This is a genomic window from Haloterrigena alkaliphila (genome assembly GCF_017352155.2).
Lineage (GTDB): Archaea > Halobacteriota > Halobacteria > Halobacteriales > Natrialbaceae > Haloterrigena > Haloterrigena alkaliphila.
Genome location: NZ_CP071462.1, coordinates 76,332 through 96,553 on the forward strand (window position 1 = coordinate 76,332; position 20,222 = coordinate 96,553).

At 65.3% G+C, this 20,222-nt stretch carries 21 protein-coding genes and 1 tRNA gene; 10 read left to right on the top strand and 12 right to left on the bottom strand.

All coding sequences use genetic code 11. The features are described from left to right. Positions 1 to 23: 23 nt before the first annotated feature. From phoU to pstB (J0X25_RS19185), 6 genes are all read right to left on the bottom strand, one after another. Positions 24 to 695 (bottom strand): phosphate signaling complex protein PhoU, encoded by a 672-nt coding sequence (gene phoU, locus J0X25_RS19160; protein ID WP_207289049.1) that lies wholly within the window; start codon positions 693 to 695, stop codon positions 24 to 26. Between the two features lie 166 nt (positions 696 to 861). After that, on the bottom strand, positions 862 to 1,737 hold the full coding sequence (gene pstB, locus J0X25_RS19165; protein WP_207289050.1) for a phosphate ABC transporter ATP-binding protein PstB: 876 nt from the start codon (positions 1,735 to 1,737) through the stop codon (positions 862 to 864). 2 nt (positions 1,738 to 1,739) lie between these two features. Beyond that, a complete protein-coding gene (pstA, locus tag J0X25_RS19170) occupies positions 1,740 to 2,630 on the bottom strand; it encodes a phosphate ABC transporter permease PstA (protein WP_207289051.1) in 891 nt (296 codons plus the stop codon). After that, entirely contained in the window at positions 2,630 to 3,559 is a 930-nt protein-coding gene (pstC, locus tag J0X25_RS19175; RefSeq protein WP_207289052.1) for a phosphate ABC transporter permease subunit PstC, read from the bottom strand. Before pstC ends, pstA begins: the two co-directional genes overlap by 1 nt. Beyond that, positions 3,556 to 4,530, bottom strand: a complete 975-nt coding sequence (locus J0X25_RS19180) for a PstS family phosphate ABC transporter substrate-binding protein (protein WP_207289053.1) — start codon at positions 4,528 to 4,530, stop codon at positions 3,556 to 3,558. The genes pstC and J0X25_RS19180 overlap by 4 nt, the downstream gene beginning before the upstream one ends. Before the next feature lie 277 nt (positions 4,531 to 4,807). After that, complete coding sequence (gene pstB, locus J0X25_RS19185; RefSeq protein WP_207289054.1) at positions 4,808 to 5,662, bottom strand: phosphate ABC transporter ATP-binding protein PstB; 855 nt, start codon at positions 5,660 to 5,662, stop codon at positions 4,808 to 4,810. Between the two features lie 317 nt (positions 5,663 to 5,979). Between pstB (J0X25_RS19185) and J0X25_RS19190 the strand changes: the two genes are divergently transcribed. After that, entirely contained in the window at positions 5,980 to 6,975 is a 996-nt protein-coding gene (locus tag J0X25_RS19190; RefSeq protein ID WP_207289055.1) for a phosphate uptake regulator PhoU, read from the top strand. 101 nt (positions 6,976 to 7,076) lie between these two features. Next, positions 7,077 to 8,060 (top strand): aldo/keto reductase, encoded by a 984-nt coding sequence (locus J0X25_RS19195; RefSeq protein WP_207289056.1) that lies wholly within the window; start codon positions 7,077 to 7,079, stop codon positions 8,058 to 8,060. Positions 8,061 to 8,156: 96 nt separating this feature from the next. Here J0X25_RS19195 and J0X25_RS19200 read toward each other — a convergent pair whose 3' ends face one another. From J0X25_RS19200 to J0X25_RS19210, 3 genes are all read right to left on the bottom strand, one after another. Beyond that, a complete protein-coding gene (locus J0X25_RS19200; protein ID WP_207289057.1) occupies positions 8,157 to 8,528 on the bottom strand; it encodes a 30S ribosomal protein S8e in 372 nt (123 codons plus the stop codon). A gap of 93 nt (positions 8,529 to 8,621) precedes the next feature. Next, positions 8,622 to 10,019 (bottom strand): outer membrane protein assembly factor BamB family protein, encoded by a 1,398-nt coding sequence (locus tag J0X25_RS19205; protein WP_207289058.1) that lies wholly within the window; start codon positions 10,017 to 10,019, stop codon positions 8,622 to 8,624. 9 nt (positions 10,020 to 10,028) lie between these two features. Beyond that, on the bottom strand, positions 10,029 to 12,284 hold the full coding sequence (locus J0X25_RS19210) for an NADP-dependent malic enzyme (RefSeq protein ID WP_207289059.1): 2,256 nt from the start codon (positions 12,282 to 12,284) through the stop codon (positions 10,029 to 10,031). A gap of 147 nt (positions 12,285 to 12,431) precedes the next feature. Here J0X25_RS19210 and J0X25_RS19215 point away from each other — a divergent pair, with 147 nt between their 5' ends. Continuing rightward, positions 12,432 to 12,917: a phosphopantetheine adenylyltransferase gene (locus J0X25_RS19215; protein ID WP_207289060.1), complete on the top strand. Its 486-nt coding sequence runs from the start codon at positions 12,432 to 12,434 to the stop codon at positions 12,915 to 12,917. A gap of 135 nt (positions 12,918 to 13,052) precedes the next feature. Here the strand turns inward: J0X25_RS19215 and J0X25_RS19220 are convergent, their stop codons facing one another. Then, positions 13,053 to 13,361, bottom strand: coding sequence for a transcription initiation factor IIB family protein (locus J0X25_RS19220; RefSeq protein ID WP_207289061.1), 309 nt, complete (start codon positions 13,359 to 13,361; stop codon positions 13,053 to 13,055). Positions 13,362 to 13,616: 255 nt separating this feature from the next. Here J0X25_RS19220 and J0X25_RS19225 point away from each other — a divergent pair, with 255 nt between their 5' ends. From J0X25_RS19225 to J0X25_RS19245, 5 genes are all read left to right on the top strand, one after another. Beyond that, on the top strand, positions 13,617 to 13,790 hold the full coding sequence (locus J0X25_RS19225) for a hypothetical protein (RefSeq protein ID WP_207289062.1): 174 nt from the start codon (positions 13,617 to 13,619) through the stop codon (positions 13,788 to 13,790). 44 nt (positions 13,791 to 13,834) lie between these two features. Further along, positions 13,835 to 13,919: transfer RNA gene (locus J0X25_RS19230), tRNA-Leu, on the top strand. 316 nt (positions 13,920 to 14,235) lie between these two features. Then, complete coding sequence (dacZ, locus tag J0X25_RS19235; RefSeq protein WP_207289063.1) at positions 14,236 to 15,048, top strand: diadenylate cyclase DacZ; 813 nt, start codon at positions 14,236 to 14,238, stop codon at positions 15,046 to 15,048. Between the two features lies 1 nt (position 15,049). Then, positions 15,050 to 15,817, top strand: coding sequence for a mechanosensitive ion channel family protein (locus J0X25_RS19240; RefSeq protein ID WP_207289064.1), 768 nt, complete (start codon positions 15,050 to 15,052; stop codon positions 15,815 to 15,817). A 442-nt stretch (positions 15,818 to 16,259) separates the two neighbouring features. Then, positions 16,260 to 17,642, top strand: coding sequence for an APC family permease (locus J0X25_RS19245; RefSeq protein ID WP_207289065.1), 1,383 nt, complete (start codon positions 16,260 to 16,262; stop codon positions 17,640 to 17,642). Positions 17,643 to 17,678: 36 nt separating this feature from the next. Here the strand turns inward: J0X25_RS19245 and J0X25_RS19250 are convergent, their stop codons facing one another. Next, the gene (locus tag J0X25_RS19250) at positions 17,679 to 18,518 is read right to left on the bottom strand and encodes a nucleoside phosphorylase (RefSeq protein ID WP_207289066.1); all 840 of its coding nucleotides are present in this window, start codon (positions 18,516 to 18,518) and stop codon (positions 17,679 to 17,681) included. A gap of 58 nt (positions 18,519 to 18,576) precedes the next feature. Between J0X25_RS19250 and J0X25_RS19255 the strand changes: the two genes are divergently transcribed. Continuing rightward, entirely contained in the window at positions 18,577 to 19,062 is a 486-nt protein-coding gene (locus J0X25_RS19255; RefSeq protein WP_207289067.1) for a DUF488 domain-containing protein, read from the top strand. A 106-nt stretch (positions 19,063 to 19,168) separates the two neighbouring features. Further along, positions 19,169 to 19,762, top strand: a complete 594-nt coding sequence (locus J0X25_RS19260; protein WP_207289068.1) for a flavin reductase family protein — start codon at positions 19,169 to 19,171, stop codon at positions 19,760 to 19,762. A 37-nt stretch (positions 19,763 to 19,799) separates the two neighbouring features. Here the strand turns inward: J0X25_RS19260 and cdd are convergent, their stop codons facing one another. Then, positions 19,800 to 20,192 (bottom strand): cytidine deaminase, encoded by a 393-nt coding sequence (gene cdd / locus J0X25_RS19265; RefSeq protein WP_207289069.1) that lies wholly within the window; start codon positions 20,190 to 20,192, stop codon positions 19,800 to 19,802. Positions 20,193 to 20,222 lie beyond the last annotated feature (30 nt).

The following is a 20,222-nucleotide window of genomic DNA, read 5'->3' on the forward strand; positions in this document are numbered from 1 at the left end:
AACCCGCCCCGGAGCCACGCCAGTCAGTAGATCAGTTCGTCGTCGTTCTCGACCATGTACAGCGTCCGCGCCGCGATGTTGACCGCGTGATCACCGACGCGCTCGAGGTCCCGAATCGTCAACAGGAGTCGGGAGACGTCCTGGAGCAGCAGTTCGATGTTGTCGGCCGAGTCGAGTTCGCGCTCGATCAGGTCCCGAACGACGATCTCGCTGGCTCGCTCGGCGAACTGGTCGAGGTTGTCGTCGCGAGCGGCGAGTTCCCGACAGGACTCGGTGTCTTCCTCGTCGTAGGCCAACATCGCGTCCTCGATCATATCGAGGGTCAACTCGCCCATCTCCTGGACGTCGACGTCGGGGAAGAGGTTCTCCTCGGCCTCGAGGGTGTACTCGCCGAGGTTGACCGCGAGGTCGGCGATTCGTTCGAGGTCGGTGATGATCTTGAACGAGGCGGCGATGAACCGGAGGTCGCTCGCGACGGGTTGCTGGAGGGCGAGCAAGTCGATGCAGTCCTGTTCCAGATCGAGGTACATCCGGTTGATCTCGCCGTCGCCCTCGATCACCTCGCGGGCGAGTTCGTCGTCTTTCTGCTCGAGGGCGTCGAGTCCCATTCGTAATCGCTCCATGACGACTTCGCTCATGTAGAGGAGGTCCTCGCGGAGCTCCGCGAGTTTCTCCTGGTAGGATTTCCTGGCCATAGTGGTGAAAGCTCGTGCGATCGTGATTAGCGTTTTGTTTGAGTAGAATTGTTCCTTCGTGATGCGCGGTGAGACGAACCGTCTCCCGGGAGGCGTGCGGACCGTTCGCGTGTAGACGCACCGATCGAGGCGAACGCGATCCCGGGTCAGCGGGCCGACGGAACCGTTATCCGAACTTGCCGGTGATGTAGTCCTCGACGCGGTCGTGTTCGGGGTTCTCGAAGATCTTGTCGGTGTCGTCGAACTCGACGAGTTCGCCGCCGGTGAGGAAGACGGCGGTCTTGTCGGAGATACGCGCGGCCTGTTGCATGTTGTGGGTGACGATGACGACCGTGTACTCTTCAGCCAGATCCTCGATCAGGTCCTCGATCTTCGAGGTCGCGACCGGGTCCAGCGCCGATGCCGGCTCGTCCATGAGGATCACGTCCGGGTCCGGCGCGATCGCCCGCGCGATACACAACCGCTGTTGCTGGCCACCCGAGAGGTCCAGCCCGCTCGAGTCGAGTTGATCCTCGACTTCCTCGAGCAGCGCCGCGCGCTCGAGGGCCTTGCGGACCTGCTCGTCGACGTTCTCGTCTTTGCCCTGAACCTTCAGCCCGTAGGCGACGTTGTCTCGGATCGACTTCGGGAACGGGTTGGGCGACTGGAAGACCATCCCGATCTTCCGCCGCAGGGCGACGGGGTCGACGTCCTCGTCGTAGACGTTCTTCCCGTCGAACAGCAGTTCGCCCTCGACGCGTGCCGCGTCGACGAGATCGTTCATCCGGTTGATACACCGGAGGAACGTCGATTTCCCGCAGCCCGACGGCCCGATGACCGCCGTGACCTGCTTTTCGGGAATCTCGATGTCGACGCCGTCGAGGGCTTGCTCCTCGCCGTAGTAGACGCTCAGATCCCGGGCCTCGAGGATGGTCCGCTCCGCCGTCGGCGTCGCCCCCTCGTCGGGGTCGACGCTGTCGGTGAGGCTGTCGGTTCCCGGCGTCGGGGCCGGTTGGTCGTCGGTCGATTCCGTCTCCGTGGACGTGAGCTGATCGTTCGACATGGTTACGTGCGCTGTTGGTATCGGTTGCGGATGATGATCGCGATGGAGTTGATCGTGAGCAAGACGACGAGCAGCGTGACGACGCCGGCGGCGACGACGCCGTACTGGAACTCGGTTTCGGGGTAGGACGCCCAGTTGTAGATCTGCAGGGGCATCGCGCTGACCTTGCTGAAGAGGCTGTTGGGGACCCCGAAGACGGTCGTCGGCGCGGCGATCATGATCAGCGGCGCCGTTTCACCGATCGCGCGGCCGAGCGCGAGGATCGTTCCGGTCATGATCCCGGGCATCGCCCGCGGCAGGACGACGTTCCGGATCGTCTGCCACTTCGTCGCGCCCATCCCGTAGGAGGCCTGGCGCTGCGAGTCGGGAACCGCCCGGATCGCCTCCTGGGCCGAGATGATCACGATCGGCAGGATCAGCAGGGCGACGGTGAACGCCGCGACGAACACCGTCCCGTAGCCGAGGTTCAGGAGGCTGACGAACAGCCCCAGTCCCAGCAGTCCGTAGACGACCGAGGGAACCCCCGCCAGGTTGGCGATGTTGAGTTGGATGAACTTCGTGAGGTAGCCGTCGCTGGCGTACTCCTCGAGGTAGACCGCCGCGCCGACGCCGAGCGGGAACGTGATCAGCGCGATCAGCAGCATGATCGCGATGGAGCCGATCAGCGCGGGCAGGAACCCGGCCTCGTACGGGTTCGGATGGGGCGGGCTCGTGAGGAACTGCCAGTCGAGCCAGCCGATCGAGTCGACGGCGACGTTCGCCAGCAGGACCGCGAGCGAAACGATCCCCACGAGCGTCGCCGCCAGCGCGAGCAGGCGGAAGGCGACGTCTTTCGTTCGGCTGACCCGACCGAACCCGGAGTCGGCGGCTGCGTCGGGCGTATCGGCGGCCATCAGCGGTACACCTCCCGGTAGCGCGACGCGACGAGTTCACTGATGAGATTCATGACGAACGTGATGACGAACAGGGTCAGTCCGACCGCGAAGAGGCTCTTGTAGGCGGCCCCCTGACCGACGAGGTCGCCCGTCCCGATCTGGACCATCGCGGCGGTCATCGTCTGGATCGAGTTCGTGAACAGCCCGGCGGGATCGGTCACGTCGATCAGTCGCGGCGTCTGTCCCGCGGCGATGGCGACGATCATCGTCTCGCCGATCGCTCGCGAGAGCGCGAGGATAAAGGAGGAGAAGATCCCCGACAGCGCCGCCGGGACGACGACGGACGTCGAAACGGTGAACTTCGTCGCGCCGAGGCCGTAACTGGCCTGACGCAGCGAGTCGGGAACGGCGCTCATCGCGTCCTCGCTGATCGAGGAGACCATCGGGATGATCATGATCCCGACCATGATCGACGCCGAGAGCGCGTTGAACGTCGTCAACTCGACCGGCAGAACCGTATCTAGCGCCGGCGTGACGTAGACGAGCGCGAAGTAGCCGTAGACGACCGTCGGCACGCCCGCCAGCACCTCGAGCGCCGGTTTCAGGTAGGCCCGCCGGCGCTCGGAGGCGTACTCGCTGAGATAGATCGCGGTCAGCAGGCCGATCGGGAGCGCGACCAGCGCCGCGCCGACGGTGATGATCAACGTTCCCGAGATCAGCGGCAAGACGCCGAACGCGACCGGATCGTTCGTCGGGCTCCACCGCGTGCCCGTGAGGAACTCGACGAACGAGACCTGCGCGAAGAAGTCGATTGCGTCGACGAGCAGCGTCAGCAAAATGGCGACGGTCGTCAGAATCGACAGGAGCGCACACAGCATGAAGAGGTAGCGGAACGCCCTGCCGCGCGCGGTGCGGATTCCGTCGTGGGAGAAGTCCGGTTGGCTCATTCGGTCACCTCCTCGATCGCGGCCTCGAGTTTCTCGAGGTTCTCGTCGCGTTGCTCCTCGGTGATCGGGACGTAGCCGACCTCGGAGACGAGGTCGGTCGCGGCCCGTTCCATGTAGAAGCGAGCGAAGTCACGGACGGCCGGTTCCGTGAGCGACTCCTTGGCAATGTAGATGAACAGCGGCCGGGAGAGGGGCGTGTACTCGCCCGACTTGGCCGTCTCGGTCGACGGTTCGACGCACCCGTCGCCGTCGTCGATCGCGACCGCCTTGATCGAGTCCGGGTTCTCGCTGTAGTAGGCGAATCCGAAGTAGCCCATCGCGGCCTCCGACCCCTGGACGCCCTGGACGATCGTGCGGTCGCGCTCGGTCGCGTAGTACTCGCTCGTGTGGTTGAACTCCTCGCCGAGGACCGCCTCGTTGAAGTAATCGAACGTCCCCGAGGTCGTGGCGGCGCCGTACAGTTCGAACTCCTGGTCGGGCCACTCCTCGTTGATATCGCTCCAGTTCTGGGCGCCGTCGGCGCGCCAGATCTCCTGGAGCTGTTCGACGGTGAGGCAGTCGATCCAGTCGGCGTTCGGATTGACGACGACGGTCAACGCGTCCGTCGCGATCGGGAACTCGAGGGGCGTGATCCCGTTGTTCCCGCACTGTTCGACCTCGGCGTCGGCGATCTCCCGACTCGCGTTGTTGACGTCGGTCCGTCCCGCACAGAAGAAGTTCCCGAATCCGCCGCCGGTCCCGGTCTTACTGAGCGAGACGTTGACGGTCGGATTCTCCTCGGAAAAGGCGGAACTGATCGCCTCGGTCACGGGGAAGACCGTGCTGCTCCCCGCGACGTTTACCTGGTCGTCCTCCGCGGCGAACACGCCGCTACAGCCGGCGAGGCTGCCCGAGAGGACGACGCTTGCCGCGGCGAGAAAATCACGCCGACCGGAGCCGGTCGACAGCGACGCCGTTGAATCTCTCGACATCACCTGATCGAAGCCACACTGTAGATAAGTATACTACTATGATTGCTATATAGCAGTATGTACTGTTTGCCGCGACTGTCAGGTCGGGAACTGATACGGATACCGAGGCGTTGTACTCATACATATGCCAACCCTTGGCACGACACGGGTTCGGATCGACCGTGACTGCGTCCGAGGGGCCCGTCTTTCCCCAGTGGCTGACCGAACATATATAGACGAACCCCTACCCCTCGTCGGGGCCGTCCAGGAGGCCCCTCGATCGTCGCTCAGCGGGTCGTCAGCCGAATTTTCCGGTGATGTAGTCCTCGACGCGGTCGCTTTCGGGGTTCTCGAAGAGTTCGTTCGTATCGTCGAACTCCACGAGGTGGCCGCCGGTGAGGAAGACGGCGGTCTTGTCGGAGATGCGCGCGGCTTGTTGCATGTTGTGTGTGACGATGACGACCGTGTACTCCTCGGCTAAGTCCTCGATCAGGTCCTCGATCTTCGAGGTCGCGATCGGGTCGAGCGCCGAGGCCGGCTCGTCCATCAGAATGACCTCCGGATCGGGAGCGATCGCTCGCGCGATACAGAGACGCTGTTGCTGGCCCCCCGAGAGGTCCAGCCCGCTCGAGTCCAGCTGGTCCTCGACTTCCTCGAGCAGCGCCGCGCGCTCGAGGGCTTTGTGAATCTGCTCGTCGACGTCGTCGTCTTTGCCCTGAACCTTCAGCCCGTAGGCGACGTTGTCCCGGATCGACTTCGGGAACGGATTGGGCGTCTGGAAGACCATGCCGATCTTCCGGCGCAGGGCGACGGGATCGACGTCCTCGTCGTAGACGTTCTTCCCGCGGAAGTAGAGGTCGCCCTCGACGCGGGCGATGTCGATGAGGTCGTTCATCCGGTTGATCGACCGCAGGAACGTCGACTTCCCGCAGCCCGACGGCCCGATCAGGGCGGTCACCTGCCGCTCGGGGATGTCCATGTCGATCCCGTGGAGCGCCTGATCGTCACCGTAGTAGACGTCGAGATCCCGCGACATAATGACGGGATCGTCGACGCGCGGGGAACCGAGCGGCGGGTCGTCGGTCATCCCGACGTCGGTCGAGCCATCGCTGGAACCGGACGTCGAGACTGTTTGGGGTCCGTTTGCGGTCATGCTGGAGTAGTTGAACCTTGGTGCTCACGCAGTTACCTGTTGTGGAGGGTGGGTCGACGAGACCGATACCGCGCCCGCGAGTCAGTCGAGCACCTCGTCGATGCGACGCCACTCCATCGCGTCAACGAGCGGTGCAGCCAGTACGTAGTCACTGCCCCGATCTACATAGGCGTCTACTCGCCACCCGCACTCGTGGCCACCGTCGTACGCGAACCCTCGATAATCGGCGATAGTAGCAGTACTGGCCCGGTATCACGCTCGTTGCCGGCTCTATAGAGGAAGATGGATTTATCAGTACACGGCCGAAACCGCTCCGTATGGAGACGCGAAAAGTGCAGGTGACGGGCGGGTCGACGTACACCGTCTCGATCCCGAAATCCTGGGCGACCGACAACGGCGTCAGCGCCGGGACGACGGTCGAGTTCTACCCCGAAAAAGATTCGCTCCTGTTGACACCCCGAGACGAGACGGATCGACAGGAAGGGACGCTCGACATCTCGGATCTCGAGGGCGACCGACTCACCCGGGCCGTGATGACGATGTACGTCAGCGGCTTCGACATCATCAGACTCGAGGCCGCGCGCATCACGACCGATCAGCGCAGCGCGATCCGGTCGGCGACCCAGAGCCTCGTCGGCGTCGAAGTCCTCTCCGAGACGAACGACAGCGTCGTCATTCAGGACTTACTGGACTCCTCTGAGCTCTCGATCGTCAACGCCGTCTCGCGGATGCGGCTGATCGCCCGCTCGATGCTCGAGGACGCCGTCACGGCGCTCGTCGAGAACGACGACGACATCGCCCAGGACGTCATCGAGCGCGACGACGACGTCGACCGCCTCTGGCTGGTCGTCTCGCGGATCTTCCGGGCGACGCTTCGCTCGCCCCGCGCCGCGGAGGAACTCGGCGTCCCGCGGGAGGACTGTTTCGACTACCACTCCAGCGCCCGCCAGCTCGAACGGGTCGCCGACCACGCGGCCAAGATCAGCAACCTCGCGCTCAAACTCGAGGAGATCCCCGAGGGCGTGGCCGAGGCGCTCGTCGACCTTCACGCGGACGTCTCGGACGTCATCGAGAAGTCGATGGACGCGCTGTTCGCCGGGGACCCCGACGAGGCGACCGATCTCGGCCACGCCGCCCGCGAGGCCATCCTCGAAATCGACGAGCACACCCGGACGATCGACGACATGCTCCGCGAACTCGAGCCCGTGCAGGCCCAGTCGCTGGGGCTGATCGTCGACTCGCTCTCTCGAAGCGCAGACTACGGCGGCAACATCGCCGAGACGGCGCTGCAGAAGGCCGCCCCTCGTCCCTGATCCGAGCGGCGTCGCGGCTCCGCGAGCAACGCATCGGCGTTCGAGACAGTACTCGCGACGACGAACGAGGATTTTCCCGCGACGCGGTGTACGACGACGGCATGGAGTACACCCACCTCGGCGAGACGGGACTCGAGGTGTCCCGGCTCTGTCTCGGCTGTATGAACTTCGGAACCGACCAGCCCTGGATGGTCCACGACCGCGAGCAGGCCCGCGCCGTGATCCACCGGGCGCTCGACCTCGGAATCACGTTCTTCGACACGGCGAACATCTATTCGCAGGGCGAGAGCGAGGAGATCCTCGGCGAGGCGCTCGCCGACGCGGACCGCGATCGATCGGAACTGGCCGTCGCGACGAAGGTCTACGGTCCGATGCACGACGGCCCGAACGGACAGGGGCTCTCCCGCAAGCACGTCCTCGAGCAGGCCGAGGCGAGCCTCGAGCGACTCGGCCTCGACTACGTCGACCTGTACCAGATCCACCGCTGGGACGACGAGACGCCGATCGACGAAACGCTCTCGGCGCTCGACGCACTGATCGAGGCGGGCAAAGTTCGCTATATCGGCGCCAGCACGATGCCCGCCTGGAAGTTCATGAAGGCGCTCTCGCGGGCCGACGTCGACAATCGCGAACGGTTCGTTTCGATGCAGTGCGAGTACAACCTCGTCGACCGCCACGAGGAGGCCAACGTCCTCCCCCTCTGTGCGGATCAGGGGATCGGCGTCCTCCCGTGGTCGCCGCTGGCCGGCGGCTTCCTGACGGGCAAGTACGAGCGAGGCGAGGACCCGGAAGACGGTCGGGCCGCGTCGGACGAGTTCATGGAGAAGCGGTTCACCGAGGAGAACTGGGACGTCCTCGAGGTCGTCCGCGACCTCGCCGACGAGAAGGGCCTCACTCCGGCGCAACTCTCGCTTTCGTGGTTGCTCCACAAGGATCTCGTCGACGCCCCCATCGTCGGCCCGCGAACGATCGACCACCTCGAGGGGACCGTCGGTGCGCTCGAGGTCGAACTCACCGACGGGGAGATCGAGCGACTCGAGGCGCCGCAGACGCCGGTCTGGAACGCGGAGATCGGCGACGTCTGATCGAGGACTGGCAGCGTCCTCGGATCGGCGTCGCTCGAGTCCGGGCGAACGGCGTCGTCTCCCGGGGGAGACGAAGGAAGCAGGAGCGGTCGCGATTCAGTCGAGGAGAACGGCGTTGACCTGACCGGTCTGGCCGGGACGGGAGGTGACGCGCGCGCGGCCCTCCGAGGTTTCGATGACGGCGCCCTTCGTGATGATGTTTCGGCGCACGTAGTTGGGGTTGGCGTCGTTCTCGACGACGTCCTCGATATCGGCGGAGATCGTCTCGCCGCCGTCGTTGACGCTGGCGACGTTCGTCGCGAGCGCGCGGGTCTTCGAGTCGTTCCCGCGGACGTCGACGGTCCGGAATCGGGGCTCGCCGACCTGCGTCTCCGTCGGGAGTCGACCCAGTTCGTCCTTGCGGCGTTTGCGGACGTTCTTCAGTCGGCCACCGGTTCGCTTGCGCGTGGAGCGTCCCTGGTCTTGCATACACGCATCCAGTCCCGGCGCGTATTTATATGCAACGAGATGCGGTCCGTCGTTGGTCGAGAATCGATCGGGGACCGCACACCTCTCGCCGGTTCACTCGTCGGGAACCAGACAGTAGGCGCGGCCGGGTTCCTCGAGTACGGTCTCCTCATCGTCGTCCCAGTGGTTCGAGAAGACGCCGCGCTCGGCGTAGTAGATGCGGTCCTCCCGGGGAATCGCCCCGCTGGTCACGTGTCCGCGATTCTCGACGCGCCACCGCCGCTCGCCGGTGTCCTTCTCGAGGGCGTACAGGTGCGCGTCGTAGGAGCCGACGAGGATCGTGTCGGCGGTTGCCGTGATCGATCCGATGACGTTGCCGCCGACGTCGGCCGACCACCGTTCCTCGCCGGTCGTCGCGTCGAGCGCGTACACGGTGTCGTCGTCGCTGCCCACGTAGACCACGCCCTCGTCGGGGTCGATCGCCGGGTTCGACATGACGATGCCGCCGGTCTCGAACGACCACTCCTCGGTGCCGTCGGCGAGGTCGAGGCGGTAGAACCGGTCGTCCCAGGAGCCGACGAACGCCGCGCCGTCGTAGACGGGAATCGTCCCCTTGATCTGGGCGCCGAGTCGGAACGCGCCGCCAGCCTTCGACTCGCCGTCGGGGCCGCCCTCGCCGCCCGCCTGAAACGACCAGGCGAACTCGAGGGAGGGGAACTCCCAGCAGTAGACGACGCCGTCGTTCGACCCGGTGACGAGTCGCCCCGCCTCGCAGTCGATCGCGGGCGAGGGGTGGGGCATCCCCCAGAGGCGGTCGTCGCTCCAGGTCGGCGCGCCGGTCGCGGCGTCGACCTCCCACAGCGCGCCGCTGTCGGGGTCGCTGTATTCCGCGAGGAGGTAGAGGGTGCCGTCGACGTAGGCCGGACTCGAGCCGATGGCGATGGCGCCGTCGAACTGGCGGGGACGCGTCGCCCAGATTAACTCACCGGCGGGAACGTCGACGGCGTAGAGGCCGCCGTCGTAGCCACCGATGTAGGCGGTGTCGCCCACGATCGCCGGCGTCCCGTGGAAGCCGAGGCTCCGCGAGGCTTCCGTCTCGAGGCGCCAGCGGCGCTCACCGTCCGGCGTGAACGCGTGGATGACCCCGGTGTCGCCGGCGATCAGAACGGTCTCGCCGGCGGGCGTCGGCCGCGGCGTCGACTTGGCCGCGGTGTGCCCGATGCGATTGACCGGGGTCGACCAGTCGACCCGGACCGACTCGGGGACGGTCGCCTCGGGGTAGTAGCCGTACCGCCGCAGGCCGCGCCGGAACATCGAGATGTCGTCGTCGGCCGGGAGCGGCACGTAGCCGTTCGCAGCCGTCGCTGCGTCGGCGACTGGACCGCAGTCCGGTATCCGCCGAGAGACACGGTCGGGACAACCCGCGAGGCCGACGCCGACGGCGCCGACGGTGCCGGTGGCCGCGAGCAGCCGGCGTCTGCTGACTCGAGGAGCGTCGCTACCGTCGCGCACGCGTCCTCGTCACTCCTGCTGGGCGTCGACGACGGCCACGCCGGCCAGGTTGACGATGTCCTTGACCTCGTCGCCTCGCTGGAGGACGTGGACCGGCTCGTCCATCCCGACCAGCATCGGCCCGATGGCGTCGGCGCCGCCGAGTCGCTGGAGCAGCTTGTAGCCGATGTTGCCCGACTCGAGGTTCGGGAAGACGAGCACGTTCGCGGGCTCCTCGAGGTCGGAGAAGCCGTAGGTTCCCTCGAGGATGTCCTCGACGACGGCGGTGTCGGCCTGCATCTCGCCGTCGACGGGGAAGTCGACCTCGGGGTCGTTCTGCAACATTCTGGCGGCGTTACGCGGCTTGCGCGTGCCCTCGTTGTCGACGCTGCCGAAGTTCGAGTACGACAGCAAGGCGGCGCGAGGCTCGACGTTGAACCGGCGAGCGAGTTTGCCCGTCTGTTTGGTGACCTCGGCGAGGACCTCCTCGTCGGGGTCCTGGTTGACCGTCGCGTCGGCCACGAAGATCACGCGGTTCTTGAAGGTGAGCAGGTAGACGCCCGCGGCGTAGTCGACGTCCTCGTCGGTGCCGATCACCTGCAGCGGCGGTCGCAGCGCCGAGGGGTAGTGGTGGGAGAGCCCGGACAGGAGCGCGTCGGCGTCGCCCTGCTCGACCATCACGCTGCCGAAGTAGTTCGAGTCCCGCTCGATTAGTTCGCCGGCCTCGCTCCGCGTGATTCCCTTCCGCGACCGGAGTTCGTGGAGGCGGTCGGCGTAGTCCTCGTAGTCGCCGACGGAGGGGTCCGCGACCTGCGGATCGAAGTCCAACCCCAGATTCGCCGCGGTCTGGCGGATATCGCTCTCGTCGCCGATCAGCACCGGCAGGGCGATGCCCTGTTCCTGGATCTGGTAGGCCGCGCGGATCATCTTCTCGTTCTCCCCTTCGGCGAGCGCGACCGTCTTTGGATCGCTCTTGGCCTTGTTGAGGACGACGCGCATCATCTCTCGGGACTTACCGAGGCGGGCCTCGAGTTCCTCCTCGTACTCGTCCAAGTCGATCTCGGTGCGGGCGGCGCCCGACTCCATCGCGGCCTCGGCGATCGAGGGCGCGACGCGGAAGAGCACGCGAGGGTCGACCGGCTTGGGAATGATGTAGTCCGGGCCGTACTGGATCGGTTCGTCGCCGTAGGCTTTGACAACCGCGTCGGGGACGTCCTGGCGGGCGAGTTCGGAGAGCGCCTCGGCGCAGGCGACCTTCATCTCCTCGTTGATCTCGGTCGCGCGCACGTCGAGCGCGCCGCGGAAGATGAAGGGGAAGCCGAGCACGTTGTTGACCTGATTCGGGTAGTCCGAGCGGCCCGTGGCCATGATGACGGTGTCGTCGCGGGCGTCCTTGGCCTCTTCGTAGCCGATCTCGGGGTCGGGGTTGGCCATCGCGAAGACGATCGGATCCGACGCCATCGACTGGATCATCTCCTGGGAGACGATGCCGCCGATCGAGAGGCCGACGAAGACGTCGGCCCCCTCCATGGCGTCCTCGAGGTCGCCCTCGGGGACGTCGCGGGCGAACTGCTGTTTGTACTCGTTGACGTCGCCGCGTTTCGCGCGCTCCTCGGTGATGATCCCCGAGGAGTCGCACATGGTGATGTTCTCCTTCTTGCAGCCCAGCGAGACGTAGAAGCGGGCGGTCGCGATCGCGCTCGCGCCGGCGCCCGAGAACGCGATCTCCAGGTCCTCGAGGTCCTTGCCGGCGATGTCGGCGGCGTTGAGCAGCGCCGCGCCGGAGATGATGGCGGTGCCGTGCTGGTCGTCGTGGAAGACCGGGATGTCGATCTCCTCCCGTAGTCGTTCTTCGACGGTGAAACACTCGGGGGCCTTGATGTCCTCCAAGTTGACGCCGCCGAAGGTCGGTTCCATCATCTTGACGGCCTCGACGATCTTGTCGGGGTCGGCCTCGTCGAGTTCGATGTCGAAGACGTCGATATCCGCGAAGCGCTTGAACAGAACGCCTTTCCCTTCCATGACGGGCTTGGAGGCCTGCGCGCCGATGTCGCCCAGACCGAGCACGGCCGAGCCGTTCGAGACGACGCCGACGAGGTTCCCCTTCGCCGTGTAGGTGTAGGCGTCGTCCGGATTCTCGTCGATCTCGGTACACGGTGCGGCGACACCGGGCGAATACGCGAGCGAGAGGTCCCGCTGCGTATTCGTCGGTTTCGTGGTCGAGATTTCTATCTTTCCGGGTGGATCGATCCGGTGGTACTCCAGTGCGTCCTCATCTAATCCCATATTGGGGACACTGCAGGGGAGTACTAAAAACAATGCGAAGGGGACTTTCGACAGTCGTCGAATACACGGGCCCATTCGGGCCGTCCTCGCCGGCGATCGATCCCCGGATTCGACCGTTTTATACGCTCCGCCCAAGTGGGATGGGGTATGGACGTCGCGCTTGGTGGGACGTTCGACCCCGTCCACGATGGCCATCGTCGGCTGTTCGAACGGGCGTTCGAACTCGGGGACGTGACTGTGGGACTGACGAGCGACGAACTCGCGCCGAAGACGCGCCACGTCGAACGCCGCGTCAGATCGTTCGACGAGCGCAAAGCGGCCCTCGAGGCCGAACTCGAGCCGTTCGCGGCCGATCACGACCGCGAGTTCGAGGTCCGGCGTCTCGAGGAGCCGACCGGAATCGCGACCGAACCGCAGTTCGACTATCTCGTCGTCTCGCCGGAGACCCGCGACGGCGGCCAGCGGATCAACGAGATCCGTCGCGAGCGCGGCCACGACCCGCTCGAGGTCGTCGTCGTTCCCCACGTCCTCGCCGAGGACGGTGACATCATCTCGAGTACCCGAATCGTCCACGGCGAGATCGACGAGCACGGGAACGTCGTCGATGGAGACGACGAGTCGTCGACCAGTTGAATTCGTCGACGCGAACGTGTCGGCCACTGACTGTGGCCCGTTACCACATCACATTCAGTCGTGGTATCGTACACTTACGCCGAGACAGTTCCGGACTGCGGTCGTGAAACGATCGAAGTAGTCGGCCCGCTCGAATTACCACTGCGGCGGTTCGAGACCGGCCGACTCGAGCAGGTCCTTCCACCGGGACTGGATCGAGAGCCGCGAGACGTCCGCGGCGTCGGCGACCGTCCCCTGGGTTCGACCGTCCCCGGCGACGAGCGATCCGGCGTAGACGCTGGCCGCCAGAACGGCCCGCTTCGACCGGTCGTCGTCGGGAACGTCGGCCAGAAAGAGGTCCACCGCACACGACCGCGCCTCGGTCGATAGCTCGAGTCGATCGGCGACCTGCTCGAGTTCCTCGAGCCACGGTTCGTATTCGATTCGGTCCCGGGCGCTGTGCATACAACGGGATACGACGCGATACGGATAAAACTGTGGCGATACGTGTCAGATGACGCATATAACTATCGTTCGAGAACGGTGTACGTGCGTAATATCCCGCTCAATCCGGTGCTACGTCGGGCAACGTTCAGATACGAACGAGTAGGTATACCGGGTATTCGCGTCCGATTTCACTAGGATACGACTACTAAACCACCCGTGTCGCCGACTAGCATATAGACGCTCGTCAGGGCTCGGTCCACAAGCGTCCCGTCTATGAAAGAGCCAACCTGCAAGCTCGTCTGTACCGGTTGCGGCCTCGAGATGCCGTATCGGAATCGATCGCTGGCCGAACAAGCGGCGGAACTCCATCAGCTTCGGGATTCGGAACACGTGACGTTCATCGTACCGCCGGAGTGGTCGCCCGAGGAGCCAGTGAAACAGCGCTAACGGACCGACAGGTTCTTACTCGATTCGTTGGAAATGAGGGATGCGCGCGGGTAGCCAAGCTAGGCCAACGGCGCAGCGCTTAGGACGCTGTCCCGTAGGGGTCCGCCGGTTCGAATCCGGTCCCGCGCATGCTTCTCCGAGCAATTACGCGAGGAGAAGCATCGCGACAAGGATTCGAACGAGAGAAGGCGCGCGCAGCGACCAACGGGAGCGAGCACGTCTTCGCGTTGTTCGAATCCGGTCCCGCGCGACCACGACGCTCGAGCCCCGAGCCACATCAGCGAACGGCCACGAGATCGGATGTTACGCCGGATTCCAGCCGGTATTGCGGCCACGAATCACCGGTCCGCGAAATCCGTGCGTTCGCTCGGTTCACGAGAGAAACGACAGACGAGCGTCAGACGGTCCATAACGCTTATTCGCGCGCGAACAACTTGTATGACCAATGGCCGGATTAGACGACGTGTTCGGTGATCTCTTTTCGAGTGTCGATGCCGTTCTTCTCTTCTCCCCGAGCGGCTCGTACTACGAACGGTTCGCGGACGTCGAGGACCTCGACGTCATCGTCGTCGGGACGGAAGACACCGTCGGCGCCGAGACGTTCGTCGAGCTACCGCTGGCGTTCGACGACGTCAAAGAACGGATCCGCTTCGGACTCGAGGGGGCGCTCGAACAGGACGTGATCGACGACGGCGACGATCTGGTGTGTGCGACGAGCATGTTCGGCGACGGGACCGACACGATTTCCCGGGTCCGTGCCGACGCCGAGTCCCACACGGGCATCTACGACCTGTTCGTCAAGTCCCGCGCTGAGCCGGAAGTGATCAAGGCGGTTCTCGAACTCGCGATCGAGCTCGGCAAGAAGGGCCAGAAGGGCAAGCCCGTCGGCGCGCTGTTCGTCGTCGGCGACGCGGGCAAGGTGATGAACAAGTCCCGCCCGCTCTCCTACAACCCCTTCGAGAAGTCTCACGTCCACGTCGGCGACCCGATCGTGAACGTGATGCTCAAGGAGTTCTCGCGGCTCGACGGCGCGTTCATCATCTCCGACGCGGGCAAGATCGTCTCGGCGTACCGCTACCTCGAGCCCTCTGCGGAGGGCGTCGACATTCCGAAGGGGCTGGGGGCGCGGCACATGGCCGGGGGTGCGATCACGCGCGACACCAACGCGATCACGATCGTGCTCTCGGAGAGCGACGGTCTCGTCCGGGCGTTCAAAGCCGGCGAGATCATTCTGGAGGTCGATCCGGAGGCGTACTGATATGGTAGAGTGGCAGACGCTCGTCGACGAGCCAGCCGTGATAGCGGCGGCGGTACTGGCCCTCGGGCTCGTCGTGGGCTACCTGGTCGGGCGGCTCAACGAGGAACTCCTGCAGGCCTCCGGCGTCCCGGACGCCGTCGAGGGGACCCCGTTCGAGCGAACGGCCCAGTCGATCGGAACGTCGACCGTCGAAATCGTCGCCCGACTGAGTTCGTGGTTCATCTACGGGATCGCCGTGCTGACGGCGATCCACATCGCGCAGTTGCTCGACACGCAGGCGTTCTGGCTCCGCGTCACCGGCTTCATCCCGCAGCTGTTCATCGCCGTCCTCGTGCTCATCATCGGTTTCATCATCGCCGACAAGGCCGAACTAATCGTCGGCGAGTATCTCCGGGGGGTCAAGCTCCCCGAGGTCTCCCTGCTCCCGAAACTCGTCAAGTACACCGTCCTCTTCGTCACGCTGATCATCGCGCTGGGCCAGATCGGCGTTCACGTCGTGGCGCTCCTCATCCTGTTGACGGTGTACGCCGTCGGCATCGTCCTCGTCGGCACCGTCGCCTTCAAGGAGTTCCTCCTCTCGAGTGCGGCGGGCATCTACCTGCTGCTCAACCAGCCCTACGGGATCGGCGACGAGATCCGGATCGGCGAACAGACGGGGATCGTCCAGGAGGTCGATCTGTTCGTCACCAAGATCGAGAGCGATGCCGAGGAGTACATCGTTCCCAATCGGAAGGTGTTCGAGGACGGGATCGTTCGTATTCGGGAGTAGAGCGGTTTCGAAGAAACCGCTAACGAGCGGGTCGCAAAGCGACCCGCAAGTAACGAGGGATCGAAGATCCCTCGAACGAACGGCGTGCGTTGCGCGCCGTGAGTAGGGAGGTTCCTTCGGAACCTCCGACGAACGGGCACGCAGTGCCCGTGAGTAGAGCGGTTCCGATGGGAACGTAGCGAGCGAATCGTTCATTCTGTTCTCGCATCGAACGGAGCTCCTCGAGCGCGCGAAGGAACGAGATGTCGACATCCCGAGCGGTAACCGAATCCAGCGGAACGAGGCCACCGGTCGGCCCTCGTCGTGCTCCCCCATGGTACTAATTAACAATGTCGAGCTGATAGAGTGTTAAGACGTAATGTGGTAATAGTACTCGAGAGAAGGCGTAACATTGTTACGAGATGGCGGGATTGAGGTTACCTACCACAGCAGTTGGAGGACAATGTCAGAACACGGAATCATCGACACGGAAGTCGGCGTCGTCGGCGCGACGGTACTGATCATCGGAAACGTCATCGGCGTGAGCGCGTTCGTCCTGCCGGGGCCGTTGGCGGGCGATGCGGGACCGGGGATCATCGTCGCGCTGTTACTCGCGTTGATCCCGCTGAGCTTCGGGATCCTCATGTCGTTGCAACTGGGGAGCGCGATCCCGGTCGCCGGGGGGAGTTACGTCTACGCGTCTCGTCTCGTGGGGCCGTTCTGGGGCTTCCTGTTGCCGTGGATCACGATCCCCGGCGTCTGGGCCGGCATGCTGTTCATCGGGCTCGGATTCGCCGAGTACGCCGGTTTCGTCGCCGACAATATCGCGCTGGTACCGTCGATCCCCGACCTCGCGCTGATATACGGGCTCCTGATTCCGTTCATCGTCCTGAACGTGCTCGGGATCAAGATGGTCGCCATCGTCCAGTTCCTGATGGTGTCGCTCATCGTCCTCGGGATGGCCGCGTTCATCGTCCCCGGGGCGTTCGTCGTCGAGACGGCCAACTACACGCCCCTGTTCCCCGAGGGTGCGGGGGAGGTCATCGTCGCCATCGTCTCGCTGTACTTCCCGCTGCGCGGGTTCCGCCTCGTCGTCGAACTCGGCGAGGAGATGGAGGATCCGGCGGCGAACATTCCTCGCGTACTGGGGCTGTCGGCCGCGGTATCGCTGTCGCTGCTGATCGGGCTCGTCGTCGTCCTCGTCGGGACGACGAACTACGAAGTGCTGGGCGGGATGGAGGCCGCGGTCGCGGAGGTCTCGCTACAACACTTCCCAGCGCCGCTGACCGGGCTGGTCCTCGCCGCCGCCGCGATGGGCGCGCTCACGTCGATCAACATGACCTACACCGCCTACTCGAGGCTACTGATGCGGGCCGGTCGCGACGACATCATCCCGGCGGCGATCGCGAAGATCCACGGCCGCTACGACTCGCCGTACGTCGCGGTCCTCCTGCTGGGCATCCCGCCGCTGCTCGTCGCGCCGTTCTCGCCGGGGACCGTCACCCTCTCGGTCGCGCTCTCGCTGACGATCCTGTTCGGCCTCGCGGTCGCCGGCGTGGCGCTGTGGAACCTCCCGAAGGTCTTCCCCGAGCGGTACGAGTACTCGCTGTTCAAGCTCCCGCCGTGGCTGCTGAAGGGCGTCGCCGCGGGGTCGGTCCTCTCGGCGGCGTTCCTGTGGGTGCTGGTCTCGACGCAACTGCCCGCGATGGTCGCCGTCCTCGCCGGCTGGATGGCACTCGGGTACGGCTTCTATCGCGCTCGCGTCTGGTACTTCGAGAAGCAGGGAGTCGACCTCGAGGCCCGGATGGGACGCCTCCACGAGAGCGAGCAGGCGCAGGCCGACTGACCGCCCCACCGCCGCGGTGTGGTCGATCCGGCTTCCTCACTCCTCGAGCGAGAGGCCCGCGTGCCACCGATCGGCGCCGGCCTCGCGCTTGACGCGGTCCATCTCGGCGAGAAGGTGGGTCGCGAGCGTCGCGGTCTCGGCGGCGCGTGACTCGCCTTCCGTCCGGAACTCGCCGGTCTCGCGGTTGGCGTAGACTGAACAGACCGCCCCGGCGCGCAGGCCGTAGAGGTTCGCCAGCGTGAGGATGGCGCTGGCCTCCATCTCGATGTTCTTGACGTTCGCCGCTTTGAGATCCGCGACCAGTTCGTCGGCCCCGGCGGCCTCGAACCCCTCGAAGCCGGGCCGTCCCTGCCCCGGGTAGAAGGCGTCGGCGCTCATCGTGACGCCGGTGTGGTAGTCGTAGCCGAGGCGTTCGGCGGCGGCGACCAGCGCGCTCACGACCTCGTAGTCGGCCGCGGCGGGGTAGTCCTCGCGGACGTACTCGTCGCTGGTCCCCTCCTGGCGCACCGCGCCGGTGGTGATCACCAGATCGCCCACGTCCATCTCGGGCTGGATCGCGCCGCAGGAACCCACCCGGATGAACGTGTTACTGTCCACGCGCGCGAGTTCCTCGACGGCGATCGCGGCCGAGGGCCCGCCGATCCCCGTCGACGTGACCGAGATCGGCGTTCCCTCGTAGGTGCCCGTCGCGGTCCGGTACTCCCGGTGGTGGGCCCTGATCTCGTGGTCGTCCCAGTGGGCCACGATCTTCTCGAGTCGCTCCGGATTCCCCGGCAGGAGCACGGTGTCGGCCACGTCGTCGGGGCCGACCTCGAGGTGGTACTGGACGTCGGCGTTCGGGTCTTCGCTGTCGCTCACGTCGGCATCGTCGGTCATTCGGGTCGGCGATTCGCACCGGCGTCGTATATAACTGCAGGGACGCCGTAGCGAGGGTATGGCCGACGCAGACGAACGCGAGCGTGCGAGCGAGGACGGGACCGGCGAGACCGTCGACGCGGGAACGCTCGCGGACACGTACGTCGCCGCGATTCAACACGATCTCGTAGAGTTGCCCACCGAGACGACCCTCGTCGGCGTCGTCCGTCAACCGACCCCCTGGTTCCACGGCGCCGTCGACGAGAACCACCCGGAACTGGGGCCGCCGTCGGCTCTGCTCGAGTCGTTCCGACAGCGCGAGGAGGACATGAAGATGCAGGGGCTCTGCGAGGAGGGCGCCCACAACGCCGCGTGGGACGAGGTCGGGTTCGAGGCGCAGTATCGCGAGTATCTCGAGGGGTCCGACGAGGCGCAGGCGGCGCTCGAGGAACTGGAATCGCGACTCGAAGACGGCGAATCGCTGGCGCTGGTCTGTTTCGAGAATACCGCGAAGAAGCGGTGTCATCGGACGATCCTTCGGGACGTGCTCGCCGAACGGAACTGAGCGTCGAGGGGTGCGTCGTCCGAGCAGCGAGCGGCCGAACATCGTCGGAGCGCCGAGCGGCTGGGAGCCGTCGCACTGATAGGTCCGACCGTGCTAACCCTCCCTAATGCACGAGTTCGACCCAGACGAACGCTCGAGCGACGAGGTCGCTCGCTTCGTCAAGACCGTCGTCACGCCGCGACCGATCGCCTGGATCAGCACGCGAAGCGAGGACGGCGTCGACAACCTCGCGCCGTTCAGTTCCTACAACTACGTCTCGCTGCGCGAACCGACGGTGCTGTTCAACACGCCGAACGGCGACCGAAGCGAACTGAAGGATACGGCGAGAAACGCCCTCGAGACGGGCGAGTTCGTCGTCAACGTCGTCACCGAGTCGGAGATCGAGCGAATGGATCACACCTCGGCGTCGCTCCCGCCGGAGGAGAGCGAGTTCGACCTCGCCGGCGTCGAACGCGCCGACTGTCGGACGGTGTCCGCGCCGCGGGTCGCGGACGCGCCCGTCTCGATGGAGTGTACGCTGCACGATTCCCTCGAGGTCCACGACAAACTGATGATCCTCGGCGACGTCCAGCGCGTCCACGTCGACGAGGCCCTCCTGAGCGACGGAAAGATCGACTCGCGGAACCTCGACACGGTCGGCCGTCTCGGCGGTCCGTACTACACGGTCTCCGATCCGGTCGAGTTCGAACGCCAGTTCTAGAGAGGTATCGAGGAGGGCGTTCCCGACGACTCGAGTGCTACTCGAGCATCTCCTCCGTGATCGTGTTCGGCAGCAGGTCGCCGAGCGTGTACTCGCTGGGCGCCTCGGCCTCACCTTCGTCGCAGATGACGACGAGGTCGTCGTCGCAGAATTCGGCGAGGGTCTGGCGACACATCCCGCAGGGGGTGACGCCGTCGCGGCGGCCGGAACTGACAGCGAGCCGAGCGAAGTCGCGATGACCGTTCTTGACGGCTTCGGCGATCGCGACCTCCTCGGCGTGGAGGCTGTTGCTGAAGTTGGCGTTCTCGAGGTTACAGCCGACGAACACGTCGCCGTCGGCGGTCTCGAGGGCGGCGCCGACGGGGTACTCGGAGTAGGGGACGTGGGCGGAGTCCTGTACGTCGCGGGCGGCCTCGAGTAAGTCGGTCATAGCGGTACTGATTCGAGGAGGGGCAAGAAG

Excerpts from the sequence above, each read along its gene's own strand:
- phoU (WP_207289049.1), bottom strand. The coding sequence starts at position 695 with ATGGCCAGGAAATCCTACCAGGAGAAACTCGCGGAGCTCCGCGAGGAC.
- pstB (WP_207289050.1), bottom strand. The coding sequence starts at position 1,737 with ATGTCGAACGATCAGCTCACGTCCACGGAGACGGAATCGACCGACGAC.
- pstA (WP_207289051.1), bottom strand. The coding sequence starts at position 2,630 with ATGGCCGCCGATACGCCCGACGCAGCCGCCGACTCCGGGTTCGGTCGG.
- pstC (WP_207289052.1), bottom strand. The coding sequence starts at position 3,559 with ATGAGCCAACCGGACTTCTCCCACGACGGAATCCGCACCGCGCGCGGC.
- J0X25_RS19180 (WP_207289053.1), bottom strand. The coding sequence starts at position 4,530 with ATGTCGAGAGATTCAACGGCGTCGCTGTCGACCGGCTCCGGTCGGCGT.
- pstB (WP_207289054.1), bottom strand. The coding sequence starts at position 5,662 with ATGACCGCAAACGGACCCCAAACAGTCTCGACGTCCGGTTCCAGCGAT.
- J0X25_RS19190 (WP_207289055.1), top strand. The coding sequence starts at position 5,980 with ATGGAGACGCGAAAAGTGCAGGTGACGGGCGGGTCGACGTACACCGTC.
- J0X25_RS19195 (WP_207289056.1), top strand. The coding sequence starts at position 7,077 with ATGGAGTACACCCACCTCGGCGAGACGGGACTCGAGGTGTCCCGGCTC.
- J0X25_RS19200 (WP_207289057.1), bottom strand. The coding sequence starts at position 8,528 with ATGCAAGACCAGGGACGCTCCACGCGCAAGCGAACCGGTGGCCGACTG.
- J0X25_RS19210 (WP_207289059.1), bottom strand. The coding sequence starts at position 12,284 with ATGGGATTAGATGAGGACGCACTGGAGTACCACCGGATCGATCCACCC.
- J0X25_RS19215 (WP_207289060.1), top strand. The coding sequence starts at position 12,432 with ATGGACGTCGCGCTTGGTGGGACGTTCGACCCCGTCCACGATGGCCAT.
- J0X25_RS19220 (WP_207289061.1), bottom strand. The coding sequence starts at position 13,361 with ATGCACAGCGCCCGGGACCGAATCGAATACGAACCGTGGCTCGAGGAA.
- J0X25_RS19225 (WP_207289062.1), top strand. The coding sequence starts at position 13,617 with ATGAAAGAGCCAACCTGCAAGCTCGTCTGTACCGGTTGCGGCCTCGAG.
- dacZ (WP_207289063.1), top strand. The coding sequence starts at position 14,236 with ATGGCCGGATTAGACGACGTGTTCGGTGATCTCTTTTCGAGTGTCGAT.
- J0X25_RS19240 (WP_207289064.1), top strand. The coding sequence starts at position 15,050 with ATGGTAGAGTGGCAGACGCTCGTCGACGAGCCAGCCGTGATAGCGGCG.
- J0X25_RS19245 (WP_207289065.1), top strand. The coding sequence starts at position 16,260 with ATGTCAGAACACGGAATCATCGACACGGAAGTCGGCGTCGTCGGCGCG.
- J0X25_RS19250 (WP_207289066.1), bottom strand. The coding sequence starts at position 18,518 with ATGACCGACGATGCCGACGTGAGCGACAGCGAAGACCCGAACGCCGAC.
- J0X25_RS19255 (WP_207289067.1), top strand. The coding sequence starts at position 18,577 with ATGGCCGACGCAGACGAACGCGAGCGTGCGAGCGAGGACGGGACCGGC.
- J0X25_RS19260 (WP_207289068.1), top strand. The coding sequence starts at position 19,169 with ATGCACGAGTTCGACCCAGACGAACGCTCGAGCGACGAGGTCGCTCGC.
- cdd (WP_207289069.1), bottom strand. The coding sequence starts at position 20,192 with ATGACCGACTTACTCGAGGCCGCCCGCGACGTACAGGACTCCGCCCAC.